At 59.4% G+C, this 11,945-nt stretch carries 12 protein-coding genes; 4 read left to right on the forward strand and 8 right to left on the reverse strand.

What is annotated here, in order from left to right; translation table 11 throughout:
• Positions 1 to 125: 125 nt before the first annotated feature.
• The 3 genes from KSS96_RS02080 to KSS96_RS02090 all read right to left on the reverse strand — a co-directional run bounded on the left by KSS96_RS02080 (position 126) and on the right by KSS96_RS02090 (position 1,669).
• Complete coding sequence (locus KSS96_RS02080) at positions 126 to 608, reverse strand: hypothetical protein (protein WP_065876633.1); 483 nt, start codon at positions 606 to 608, stop codon at positions 126 to 128.
• Positions 609 to 902: 294 nt separating this feature from the next.
• On the reverse strand, positions 903 to 1,499 hold the full coding sequence (locus KSS96_RS02085) for a putative adenosine monophosphate-protein transferase Fic (RefSeq protein WP_017526041.1): 597 nt from the start codon (positions 1,497 to 1,499) through the stop codon (positions 903 to 905).
• Positions 1,499 to 1,669 carry a YhfG family protein gene (locus KSS96_RS02090; protein ID WP_017526040.1) on the reverse strand — a complete coding sequence of 57 codons (171 nt, stop codon included), beginning with the start codon at positions 1,667 to 1,669 and terminating at the stop codon, positions 1,499 to 1,501. Before KSS96_RS02090 ends, KSS96_RS02085 begins: the two co-directional genes overlap by 1 nt.
• A 174-nt stretch (positions 1,670 to 1,843) precedes the next feature.
• On the opposite strand from KSS96_RS02090, the gene KSS96_RS02095 reads away from it, so the two are divergent.
• The 3 genes from KSS96_RS02095 to KSS96_RS02105 all read left to right on the forward strand — a co-directional run bounded on the left by KSS96_RS02095 (position 1,844) and on the right by KSS96_RS02105 (position 5,598).
• Positions 1,844 to 3,019, forward strand: a complete 1,176-nt coding sequence (locus tag KSS96_RS02095) for a tetratricopeptide repeat protein (RefSeq protein WP_065876635.1) — start codon at positions 1,844 to 1,846, stop codon at positions 3,017 to 3,019.
• A gap of 186 nt (positions 3,020 to 3,205) precedes the next feature.
• Complete coding sequence (locus KSS96_RS02100; protein WP_217855619.1) at positions 3,206 to 5,143, forward strand: RecQ family ATP-dependent DNA helicase; 1,938 nt, start codon at positions 3,206 to 3,208, stop codon at positions 5,141 to 5,143.
• 23 nt (positions 5,144 to 5,166) lie between these two features.
• Positions 5,167 to 5,598 (forward strand): acyl-CoA thioesterase, encoded by a 432-nt coding sequence (locus KSS96_RS02105; RefSeq protein ID WP_017526037.1) that lies wholly within the window; start codon positions 5,167 to 5,169, stop codon positions 5,596 to 5,598.
• A gap of 152 nt (positions 5,599 to 5,750) precedes the next feature.
• On the opposite strand, the gene KSS96_RS02110 is transcribed toward KSS96_RS02105, so the two are convergent.
• The 4 genes from KSS96_RS02110 to KSS96_RS02125 form a co-directional block, all read right to left on the reverse strand.
• The gene (locus KSS96_RS02110) at positions 5,751 to 6,227 is read right to left on the reverse strand and encodes a glycine zipper domain-containing protein (RefSeq protein WP_017526036.1); all 477 of its coding nucleotides are present in this window, start codon (positions 6,225 to 6,227) and stop codon (positions 5,751 to 5,753) included.
• Between the two features lie 208 nt (positions 6,228 to 6,435).
• On the reverse strand, positions 6,436 to 8,784 hold the full coding sequence (locus KSS96_RS02115) for an FdhF/YdeP family oxidoreductase (RefSeq protein WP_065876639.1): 2,349 nt from the start codon (positions 8,782 to 8,784) through the stop codon (positions 6,436 to 6,438).
• Positions 8,781 to 9,620 carry a formate dehydrogenase accessory sulfurtransferase FdhD gene (gene fdhD, locus KSS96_RS02120; protein WP_065876640.1) on the reverse strand — a complete coding sequence of 280 codons (840 nt, stop codon included), beginning with the start codon at positions 9,618 to 9,620 and terminating at the stop codon, positions 8,781 to 8,783. Before fdhD ends, KSS96_RS02115 begins: the two co-directional genes overlap by 4 nt.
• Positions 9,621 to 9,717: 97 nt before the next feature.
• Entirely contained in the window at positions 9,718 to 10,605 is an 888-nt protein-coding gene (locus KSS96_RS02125) for a LysR family transcriptional regulator (RefSeq protein WP_116079694.1), read from the reverse strand.
• Positions 10,606 to 10,737: 132 nt separating this feature from the next.
• Here KSS96_RS02125 and lysM point away from each other — a divergent pair, with 132 nt between their 5' ends.
• The gene (lysM, locus tag KSS96_RS02130) at positions 10,738 to 11,178 is read left to right on the forward strand and encodes a peptidoglycan-binding protein LysM (RefSeq protein WP_065876641.1); all 441 of its coding nucleotides are present in this window, start codon (positions 10,738 to 10,740) and stop codon (positions 11,176 to 11,178) included.
• A gap of 48 nt (positions 11,179 to 11,226) precedes the next feature.
• Here the strand turns inward: lysM and yrfG are convergent, their stop codons facing one another.
• On the reverse strand, positions 11,227 to 11,889 hold the full coding sequence (gene yrfG, locus KSS96_RS02135; protein WP_017526031.1) for a GMP/IMP nucleotidase: 663 nt from the start codon (positions 11,887 to 11,889) through the stop codon (positions 11,227 to 11,229).
• Positions 11,890 to 11,945: the final 56 nt, after the last annotated feature.

Raw genomic sequence — 11,945 nt, forward strand, 5'->3', positions numbered from 1 at the left:
CTGTAAGCATAAGGGCTAACCCAGTCCATTTTCTGATTACGGGGTGCTTCAGTTTCCTATCCAATACAGTGGCAAGTACTACAACGATGATAAGAGTTATCCAGGGAGAGTATTCGGTCACCGTATTATCCTCCCTGGAACTTTCGGACCATGGCTGACAACGATCGTTGAGGACCGATGCCGCCGTTTACTTGTGCGTCTATGCCGATGATGACGTCTGCGACGTGATAGCTGCGAATGACATCTTTCACTTTCAGGCCAACTGCTCCACCTGCGGCGGCTCCCAAAAAGGGTGATGCCAGGCTGATGGGCGCTGAAACAGCACTGGCGATCAACCCTGCCACGATGGTTCCACGTTCATTAAGCAAATCGGCCTGGCGCCGGGTCAGCGGCTTGGAGATTGCGACGGTCATCTTGCAAGGCAAATCACGGGCAAGCCTCTTTTCGTAGAGGCACATTAGGCCGTAGCGAACCTCGTTTGCTGAAGGACCGGCCTCCAATAAACAAAGGTTTGCCAGTGCCTGTCGGTTGGCAGGTAAAACGGTAAGGCGAATCACAGTGAACGTGACGCCGTAATGGCCGATGTGCTGAGTCCTTTCGATGTTCACTTTTTTTGCCGAAAAAATTGAGAGAGCGCTAGTTTCGGTCAGAAGGCGGGGCGTTCTGTAGGGGGGCAAGCAGGTGTTTTTTGCAGTTTAGGAATGGGATTGCACGGTGTTTGGCTGTTTCCTACAGTGGTTTCTGGCATTTTCGGCTTGGCAGCGATTTGACAGCTGAAACGGCTCAAACGATGGGCGTCCGGCTTGCCCGCTCACTACAGGGAGGATTTTCCAACGTTTAAAAATTGTGTAGATACCTATGCCGCGATGGTGGTGTAGCGCCCCGAAAATCCAACTTTTTTCTTAGTTGGCCGGCCTGCTGATACACCGCTCGAAAATGGCCTCCAGCCCGCGATAGTCGCAGGCAACCGCATCAATGTTCGCGGGGATCCACGCTGCATGTTTGACCAGCCACCAGTTCACTGAAAACCCCGCGTTCACGATGATCTGTTCGAACAGGATCCGCTGCGCCCGGCCGTTGCCTTCGCGAAAGGGGTGGATAACATTAAGGTCGCCGTACGCCTCGGCAATTTTCCTCACCAGTTCAGCCTGGTTTGCGCCGACAAACCAGTTCGCTTCTTCCATATGACGAATGATCTTCGCCGCTTCCGGTGGGATGCGTTCCGGGGTGCAGAACAGTGTGTCGCCTTTCTGGATGTTGACGCTGCGCAGTTCACCGGCCCAGTCATAGATGTCGCTGAACAGCGTGCGGTGGATGTTTTGCAGGCGGGCGAGGTCGTAGGGCGGCGGGAAGAGCGGGAGGCTGCCCACGGCGATTTCGGATAATTCCCGCTCGGCCTGGTGCAGGCGGTGTTCGTCGAGCAAATCCAGGCGGTTACGCAGGACGCTGCTCCCGGGGTAGCAGTACGGGTCCTGGCCCACCCCGTATTTGTCGAGCATCAGCGTGGAGTGTTGCGGTACTTGGCAAGCACGGCTTCGCGGGTCGGCAGCGGTTTGTCGACGTCCGTCGGTTGGGTCTCGAACCCTTCCAGGCGCAGGCTGGCCAGATAATTGGAGCGGCGGATCTTATGGTAGTGATCCTGTTTTTGCTCAAACGTCAGTTCGCTCATTGCAGCGTCCTCCTGGTTAGCAAGGCCTGATTGTAGCGCAATGCGTCAGCGGGCAGGCGGGATAAAAACCGCGTCACATTTTGTATAAAAACTCCGCCAGCAGGCTGAATTCAGCGTATGTTTCACCGCAAAATCTTGTAGGGCGATTCCGCCCGTTATTAAAGGGAGTTAAGCATGAGTTTGCTTCGTGTCGCTTCGGCGATGTCATTGTGCGCGGTAGCTTTTTCCGTTCAGGCCGAGCAGTTGCCGATTGAAGTGCTCAGCGCGGTGGTCAAGGATCAGAAAATCGCCGATGCCGAAGTGTTGCTGCAACGCAACGGCGCGCAGAACGTGGTGGGCCGCACCAACGCTCAGGGCCAAGTGACCTTGACCAGCGAAGCCGCCGACGATGCCAGCAACCTGCTGATCATCAAGAAGCCCGGCTATTCCAACCTGGTGGTGAAGTGCCCGTGCAAAGGCATGACTTACGCCATCAGCCCGGTGATGGAAAACCTCGACGGCCTGCGCGTGGTGCTGACTTGGGGCCAGACCCCGGACGATCTCGACTCCCATATGATCTTCCCCGGCAACAACATTTACTTCGAGAACAAGACCGGCACCGACGCCGAGCTGGACGTAGATGACACCGACAGCTACGGCCCGGAAACCATCACCCTGCAGAAAAAACACTACGGCGAAAGCTACGTTTACGCCGTGCATGACTACAGCAACGGCGGCAATCCAGGCTCGCGCCAGTTGTCCAACAGCGAAGCCAAGGTGTTCGTGTACATGGGCCAATCGCTGGTGCGCACCTACTACGTACCGAAAAACCGCAGCGGTAACCTGTGGACAGTGTTTCGCATGACCGGCAGCGGCGACTTCCAGGACATCAACACGTTCAGCGGTGTGAAGGTCGATGCCAAGGACGTACTGAACGAAGTAAAACCATTGCTGGATGACAGCGTTGCGGTCACCGCAGTAGCTGTCAGCTCGTCCGCACAAGCTGATGCGAAGCGTCTGAATGTGCAGGGTGAAGCGGCCTACCAAGCGGGTAACCTGGACCAGGCGATTGACCTGTTCCGTCAGGCTATCGATCTGGACAATGGTTTTGGCAAGGCCTACGGCAACCTCGGCCTGGCCTATCAGAAGGCCGGTAACACTGCTGAGTCGATCTGGGCCAACCGCAAGGCCATCGCCCTGGCGACGGGTGCCAATGCGGCCACCGTACGTGCCGGCGCCTACTACAACATCGCGCGCATCTACGAAGCGGCGGGGCAGTTTGCGGATGCGTTGCGTCATTACCAATTGGCCAAAGAGCAGAAGGCCAATCCGGTGTATGACACGGCGATTGAGCGGGTGCGGAACCGCTGATTCAGCCATGGCGCAGTTCTGAAAGTGTGGGAGGGGGTAAGCCCCCTCCCACATTTGGTTTGCGGTGTTCCTAGCTACATCCTGTGTATCATCCTGTCTCTTTTTTCCATGCGACCTTTCTCGATCCGCTGAGCTGACTGGGCTACGTTTTCAAGCCACGTTCACCGGTCAATGGAGTGACAGCCTATGCACGACACCCTCCAGCAGGTCTTTGGTTATCCACAGTTTCGTTTGGGCCAGCAAGAAACGGTCAGCGCCGTGCTGGCCGGTCGTTCGGCGGCCGCGATATTTCCTACCGGCTCAGGCAAGTCCCTTTGTTACCAGCTATCGGCGGTCCTGCTGCCGCACCTGACGTTGGTGGTGTCGCCGCTGTTGGCACTGATGCAGGACCAGTTGGGTTTTTTGCAGCGCCACGGTATCTCGGCGGGCAGTATCGATTCGGCCCAGAGCCGCGGGCAGGCCAACGACGTCATGGCGCGTGCACGTTCGGGCGAGTTGAAAATCCTGATGATTTCAGTGGAGCGCCTGAAAAACGAGCGCTTTCGTAACTTCCTGCAAAGCGTGCGGATTTCGTTGTTGGTGGTGGATGAGGCGCACTGTATTTCCGAATGGGGCCACAACTTCCGTCCGGACTACCTGAAACTGCCGGACTACCAACGTCAGTTCAAGATCCCACAAGCGCTGCTGCTGACGGCTACAGCCACGCCCAAGGTGATCGCCGATATGCAGGCCAAGTTCGCCATCGCGCCGCACGATGTGGTAACCACAGGGTTCTATCGGCCGAACCTGAATCTATTGGTCGAGCCGGTCAGCGGTGCGGACAAACGCCGACGCTTGGTGCAATGGATGAGTGAGCGGGCCAACCAGCCGAGCATTGTCTACGTCACCCTGCAAAAAACCGCCGAGCAGATCGCCGAGCACCTGAACCGCAACGGTATCCAGGCCGAGGCCTATCACGCAGGTTTGCTCCACGACAAACGAGAGAGTATCCAGCAGCGCTTCATGGGCGGGCGCTGCAATTGCATCGTTGCCACCATCGCGTTTGGCATGGGCATCGACAAGAGTGACATCCGCAATGTGGTGCACTTCGACCTGCCCAAATCCATTGAGAACTACAGCCAGGAAATCGGCCGCGCCGGGCGCGATGGGCAGCCTTCGGACTGCCTGGTGCTGGCCAACCGCGACAGCCTCAATGTGCTGGAGAACTTCGTCTATGGCGATACGCCAGAGCAGGAGGGCATCCGGCGCGTGCTCGAAGACTTGCAGGCGGCGCGCGGCGAGGGGCAGTGGGAGTTCCTGCTGCGCTCGCTGTCGGATCACAGCAATATCCGCGAGCTGCCACTCAAGACGCTGCTGGTGCAACTGGAGCTCAAGGGCGTGATCGCGCCGCGCTATGCGTTTTATGCTGAATATCGCTTCAAGTACCTGATCGAACCCGAGGCGTTGCTGGCACGATTTTCCGGTGAGCGGCAGCAGTTTGTCGCAGCGATTATCCAAGTGTGCAAGCGTGCGAAAACCTGGGCGACGGTGGATTTCGATGCGCTGTACCAGCAACACAACGCCGAGCGCAGCCGCGTGGTGAAGGCGCTGGATTACTTCCAGGAGCAGGGCCTGATCGAGCTGGAAAGCAAGCAGATGACCGAGGTCTACAGCCTGCTGAATACCGACTTTGACCCCCAGTTATTGAGCGCCGAGTTATACACAGGCTTCAAGCAGCACGAGGTGACGGAGGTGGCGCGAATTCACGCCATGCTCGAGCTGTTTGCCACTCAACACTGCCTGGGGCAGCGGCTGGCGCGGTATTTCGGCGATGAAAACGCACCGCAGCGCTGCGGGCATTGCTCGGTATGCCGGGGGCACGTCGCGCATCTACCGGCGCCGCCGAGCCTGCCGCCGCTTGTGGATAAAAATTTCATGGGGCTGTGCGGTGATTTTATCCACAGGCATCATGCACACACCGGCCAACTGCCCGGCGCTGAACGGTTGACGCGTTTTCTGGGTGGTATCAGTGTGCCGCTGTTCACCCGGTTAAAGGCGCGAGGCATTTCGGGTTTTGCTGCGCTGGAGGACTACCCCTACGCCGAGGTGCGCGAGTGGGCCGAGGCCCATTTGAATGACCTGTAACTTCCCTTTGACCAGAGGTGCCCATGCCTGACTCCGTGCCGCAACGTGCCGATTACCTTCACTTCCAGCCGGTCATTACGCGTTGGCACGACAACGACGTGTACGGCCATGTAAACAACGTCACCTATTACAGTTTTTTTGACACGGCGGTGAATACCTACCTGATCGAGCAGGGCGGGCTGGATATTCATGACGGTGAGGTGGTGGGGTTTGTGGTGAGTTCGGCGTGCGATTACTTTGCGTCAATCGCCTTTCCCGAGCGCATTGAAATCGGCCTGCGGGTGGGCAAGTTGGGCAACAGCTCAGTGCAGTATGAATTGGCGGTGTTCAAGGCAGGCGAAGAGCAAGCCTGTGCGGCGGGGCGTTTTGTGCACGTGTTTGTGGAGCGCCAGACTAACCAGCCAGTGACGATAGCGGGGACGTTGCGCGAGGCGTTGCAGCGGTTGGCGGTGTAGCCGATCCCCCAAACGCGGCAAGCACAATGTGGAAGGGGGCTTGCTCCCGATATAGGTCGGTCAGTCAAGGATGCTATGACTGATCCGCCCCTATCGGGAGCAAGCCCCCTCCCACATTTAGTTCTTCAGTGATTCGTCAGGCCGCGTGTTTATCAGTCGCGATAACGATGCTTGTTCTTGCGATGCCCATAGGCATGGCCACGGCCTGGGTGGCCATCGCGGTAGTAGCGACGGTCGTCGCGCCCACGATAACGGCGGTCGTCGTCATCGCTCTTGTTACCCATATAGTTGCCCAGCGCACCACCCGCGCCACCACCAGCTGCGGAGCCGATCAGTGCACCGGTGCTGCCGCCGACACTGCGGCCCACGACGTTGCCGCCGGCTGCGCCCAATGCGCCGCCAATGGCTGCTTCGCCACGGCTGCGTTTGTCGGCGCCGACCGCGCTACCGCCCGCGCCGCCGATGGCTGCGCCGATCGTCGAACCGGTGTTGCCGCCCAACTGCTGGCCGACCACAGAACCTAGAACCCCGCCCAATGCGCCGCCTACACCGGCTTCGGTGGTGCCACCGGCCATGGCTGCGCCACTGACCAGGCCAAGGGACAACAAGAGAATCGAGGAGAACTTCATTCAGGGAAACCTCAAGGGGATGACGGCGCGATCCTGAGGCTGTATTGACATTGTGACAATAGAAATCCGACCAGTAGCACGAGTTGTACACAATTCTCTAAGTTACTGTTTTAACTACGGAACTTAAGTGATTTTTGCGAGTCATTAGCTACTTCGGAACGGCCGCTTTTTTACAAAAGCGGCCTTTTTTTGTGTCCGAATTGATCGGTCAGGCCGAACGCGACAGGATCAAACCGCTCTCGCTCGCCGCTTCCAGGCGTATCGCCACAAATTTTGAGGTTGGCGTATGGCTGCCATCGCCTGTGCTTTCGAGCGGCACCAGTGGGTTCACTTCCGGGTAATACGCCGCTGCCTGCCCCGCCGGAATATCAAATGCCAGCAAGGTAAAGCCCTTGACGCGGCGCTCGCGGCCATCCTCCCACAGCGACACGATGTCGGCCTTCTGCCCAGGCTTGAAGCCCAGGCGGATAATGTCGGCTTCGTTGACGAACAACACATCGCGCTGGCCTTTGACCCCACGGTAACGGTCGTCCAGGCCATAAATGGTGGTGTTGTACTGATCGTGGGAGCGCATCGACTGCATGATCAGGTCCGGCACGCGCCCTGTGGCGTGGGTGCGCTCGTGGATCAGGTCCTTGGGCAGGATGTTCGGGCGGAAGTTGGCGCGGCCCGAGGGCGTGTTCCAACGGCGTGCGCCGGCGGAGTTGCCCAGATAGAACCCGCCCGGATGTTTGATTTTTTCGTTGAAGTCCTTGAAGCCTGGGATGGTATCGGCGATCAGATCGCGGATGCGCCCGTAGTCGGCCACCAGCCAGTTCCAGTCCACCGGTTTGCTGCCCAGGGTGGCGGCGGCGATGCCGGCGAGGATGGCGGGCTCGGACTTCATCAGCTTGGACAGCGGTTGCAGTTGGCCATTGGAGCCGTGAACCATGCTGAACGAGTCCTCCACTGTGACCGCTTGCGCGCCGTCGGCCTGGATGTCGATATCGGTGCGGCCCAGGCACGGCAGAATCAGTGCGTCTTTACCGTGGGTCAGGTGGCTGCGGTTGAGCTTGGTGCTTATTTGCACGGTCAGGTCGCAATTGCGCAGTGCTTCGAAGGTGCGGGTGCTGTCCGGCGTGGCTTGGGCAAAGTTGCCGCCCAGGCCGATAAACACTTTGGAACGCCCTTCCAGCATGGCGTGGATGGCTTCCACCACGTTGTGCCCGTTGCTGCGCGGTACCTGGAACTGGAAACGACGCTCCAGAGCGTCGAGGAACGCCACCGGCGGACGTTCGTTGATGCCCATCGTGCGGTCGCCCTGCACGTTACTGTGGCCGCGCACCGGGCACAGGCCGGCGCCTGGGCGGCCGATGTTGCCGCGCAACAGCATCAGGTTGGCGATTTCCTGGATGGTCGGTACCGAGTGGCGATGCTGGGTGATACCCATCGCCCAGCACATGATCACGTTCTTGCCCTTGGCGTACATGCGCGCCGCCTGCTCGATCTCCACCAGCGGCAGGCCGGATTGCTCAACGATTTCATCCCACGAGGTGTCGTCGATCTTGGCCAGGTAATCCAGCACGTTGGCGGTGTGTTCGTTGAGGAAGTTGTGGTCGAACACGGCTTCCTTGCCTTCGGCCTGGGCCTGGCGTTCCCACAGCAGCAGGAACTTGGCCATGCCGCGCAGGATGGCCATATCGCCGCCCAACGCCGGACGAAAATAGGCGGTGTTGGTCGGCCTGTCGCCGTTGGTGAGCATTTCCAGCGGGTGTTGCGGGTGCTGGAAGCGTTCCAGGCCACGCTCTTTGAGTGGGTTGATGCACACCACCTGGGCGCCGCGCTTGACCGCTTCGCGCAGCGGTTCGAGCATGCGCGGGTGGTTGGTGCCGGGGTTCTGGCCCCAGACGAAGATCGCGTCGGCATGTTCGAAGTCATCAAAGGTCACGGTGCCTTTGCCCACCCCCACGCTCTGGGCCAGGGCCACGCCGCTGGCTTCGTGGCACATGTTCGAGCAATCCGGGAAGTTGTTGGTGCCATAGGCGCGCACGAACAACTGATACAAGTAGGCCGCCTCGTTGCTGGCGCGGCCCGAGGTATAGAACTCGGCCATGTCCGGGCTTGGCAACGCATTGAGGTGTTGACCGATCAGGGCGAACGCCGCTTCCCAGCTGATGGGCGTGTAGTGATCGGTTTGGGCGTCGTAGCGCATCGGCTCGGTCAGGCGGCCCTGGTATTCGAGCCAGTAATCGCTCTGCTCCAGCAGCGCGGTCACGCTGTGCTTGGCGAAAAACGCGGCGTCCACACGGCGCTTGGTGGCTTCCCAGTTGACCGCCTTGGCGCCGTTTTCGCAGAACTTGACCATGCCGCTTTCCGGCGAATCGCCCCAGGCACAACCGGGGCAGTCAAAGCCGCCGTTCTGGTTGGTCTTGAGCATCATGCGCAGGTTTTTCAGTGCGTTATCGCTGGTCAGCCAGGCCTGTGCCACGCTGATCAGGGCACCCCAGCCGCCGGCCGGGCCTTTGTAAGGCTTGTAGCGCGGGGTCGGGGTTTGGTCGGCTTGATGATGATTGCTCACGGCTGGTTCTCCATCGCAGGGCTGTAGACCCGCGGCGCACTTTTTTGCGGCAGGTGGATGAGATTGAGGTTGTGTCGGCGAGCCCATTGCAGGGCCAGGCCGGTGGGCGACGACAGGCTGACCAGGGTCTGGATGCCCGCGCGCAGGACTTTCTGGATCAGCTCGAGGCTGCAACGGCTGGTGACGATCGCCAGGCCGCCTTCGGTCGGGATCTGTTGGCGGATCAGCGCGCCGATCAACTTATCCAGCGCGTTATGCCGACCGATGTCTTCGCGGCCCAGCAGCAACTGGCCCTGGCTGTCCATAAACACCGCCGCATGTACCGCGCCGCTGTACTGGCCCAAGGGCTGGAAGGCGCTGATGCGCTGGCGCAGGCCATCAAGCCATGCCGCAGGCGGTAACGGTGCACCGGGCAAGACCTTCAAATCCGGCAGAGCCTGCTCTACGGCTTCGACGCCGCACAGGCCGCAGCCGCTGGTGCCGGCCAACTGGCGACGTTGCTGTTTGAGGTTCCAGAATGCGCGGCTGGAAATCTGTACATGGGCGTACTGGGCAGAGCCCGAACCGCTGAGTTTCAGGTCATAAATCTCGCTAACGTCGGCGATAATGCCGCTGCCGATACTGAAACCAACGATAAAGTCTTCCAGATCGGTCGGTGTTACCAACATGACCGCCTGGCTGATGTCGTTGTAGGCAATCGCCAACGCCACTTCTTCCGCCAACGCAGTGCTGGCGACGTCTGTGTGTTCGAGTGTGCAGTACTGGTAGCTCTGGCTGGCGGCGGGCGCGGGCGTTTCGAGAGCGGGCGCCGCGCAGACTGGGCGCTTGGCGTTCATGAGGCAATACCACCGGCGGATTGATCAGTGTTTAGACTAGGCGCGACAAAGCGTCGCGTCTAATTGCCAGTACTGATCTACCGATAGATGACGTCGATCAAGGCTCGATCTGCGATTTCTGATACAGCGCGAAACAGGCCTCGGCCAACGCCGAACGTGGCGCGCCGCGCCGCATGATCAGCCCCAGCCGGGCGAGGGTGTGGGCGTCTTCGATGGGTTGCAGGCGCAGGTGCTCGGTGAGCGCTTCCAGGCCTCCGTCCAGCGGCATCACGGCGCAGCACAGTCCACCGTGTACGGCTTGTAACAACTGATGGACGGCATCGGTTTGCAGCAGCGGTTGGGGGTTGAGCCCTCGGCTGTGGAAGTTGTGGTCGATGGACTGGCGAAAATGCATGCCGCTGGTGAGCATGCCCAGGGGCAGTTCGATCAGTGCTTCCCAGCTCAACGGCTTGTCGCCGAAGCTGAAAAAACGTTGATCGTAGAGCAGGCCCATGCGCGTTTCGCCCAGGGCCAGCGAGTCGAAGCGCTCGTTATCCAGGCGCTCCAGGTATGACACGCCCAGGTCCAGGCGATTGCTCGCCAATTGCTCAAGGATCTGTTCCGAGCTTAAGGCCGACAGCTCGAAGCGCAGGCTCGGGTGCTCTTTATGCAACTGTTGCATCAACGCCAACGGATCAAAGCTCGACAGCGGCACCACGCCCAGGCGCAACGTACCCACCAGATTGCCCCGGCAGGCCGCCGCTTCGGCTTGCAAACCGTCATACGCCGCCAGCACGGTGCGTGCCCAGGCCAGCACGCGTTCGCCGGGGGCGGTAAAGCCTTCAAAACGCTGGCCGCGATTGACCAACGGCAAGTCCAGCTCTTCTTCAAGGCTGCGCAGGCGCATCGACAGGGTCGGCTGAGTGATATGGCAACGCGCCGCCGCCTGGCCAAAGTGACGGGTTTCGTCGAGGGCGATGAGGAATTTCAGCTGTTTGATGTCCATCTTCGCTCCAGGGCTTATTCCAATGGCGGGGGGATTCTAGCGCGTTTGGGTCTTTGGTCGGTCTGGAACCCAATTGTGTAAGGCTGGTCTAGTCTTGGGCATCTGGAACTTAAATACCAAGGAGAGTGCACCATGAGTCTTTTTAGTTTTGTTAAGGAAGCCGGCGAGAAGTTGATCGACCTGTTGACGCCGGGCAATGCGAATGCCAGTGAGCAGTTGAAGGAGCACGTAGCCAAAGTGGGTCTGGGTAATCCGGATGTACAGACCACGGTGGAGGGCGACAAGGTGACCGTGACCGGTAAAGTCGCCAGCCAGGAAGAGAAAGAGAAGATTCTGCTGGCGCTGGGCAATATTGCCGGTGTGGCCAGTGTGGATGACCAGATCACCGTAACCGGCCCGGCCGTTGCCGCTGCCCGTTTCGTCGTGGTGAAAAAGGGCGACACCCTGAGCGCGATTTCCCTGACGGTGTATGGCAACGCCAACCAGTACAACAAAATCTTCGAGGCCAACAAGCCGCTGTTGTCGCATCCGGACAAAATCTACCCAGGGCAGACGCTGCGCATTCCTGAGTAACAACGCAGGGCAAAATGTGGGAGGGAGCAAGCTCCCTTCCACATAGGTTCAGAGCCCGGCAATCAGGTCCCGGTAATCATCGACCGCCGCAAACTCCGCCGTGTCCTTCGGCCCCTTTTTGCTGTCCGGCTCTTTCACCGCCAGCAAATGCCCCACGCCAAAATCCCGCGCACTGCGCAAAATCGGCAACGTGTCGTCGATAAACAGACTGCGCGAGGGGTTGAAGCCGGTGTCGGCTTGCAGCGCATCCCAGAATTGTGGGTTTTCCTTGGCAAAACCGTAGTCATGGGAGCTGATCAGCCGCTCGAAATACGGCGCCAGTTCGATGCGCTCAAGCTTGAGCGACAACGAATCGCGGTGGGCGTTGGTGATCATGATCACGCGCTTGCCGGCCTGTTTGATCGCCGCCAGGAAGGTATCGGCATCCGGGCGCAGGGCGATCAAGTGAGCGGTTTCCAGCTTGAGCTCGCGCACCGGGATCTTCAGCTCGGCACTCCAGAAATCCAGGCAATACCATTGCAACTGTCCGGCGTTACGCTCGAACAGTGGCAGCAGCTCCATCTCGGCCATGGCCCGGCTCACACCGTGCAGTTCGGCATAACGCTGGGGCAGGTGTTCCATCCAGAAGTGGTTGTCGTAGTGCAGGTCGAGCAAGGTGCCGTCCATGTCCAGCAGGACGGTGTCGATGGTTTGCCAGGGCAAAGAGGGCATGGGGCGTTCTCATATAAGTAAAGATATCCGACACAGACAATCGGAAAAGCCACGGT

Origin of the sequence: Pseudomonas asgharzadehiana, from assembly GCF_019139815.1 — a bacterium.
GTDB lineage: Bacteria > Pseudomonadota > Gammaproteobacteria > Pseudomonadales > Pseudomonadaceae > Aquipseudomonas > Aquipseudomonas asgharzadehiana.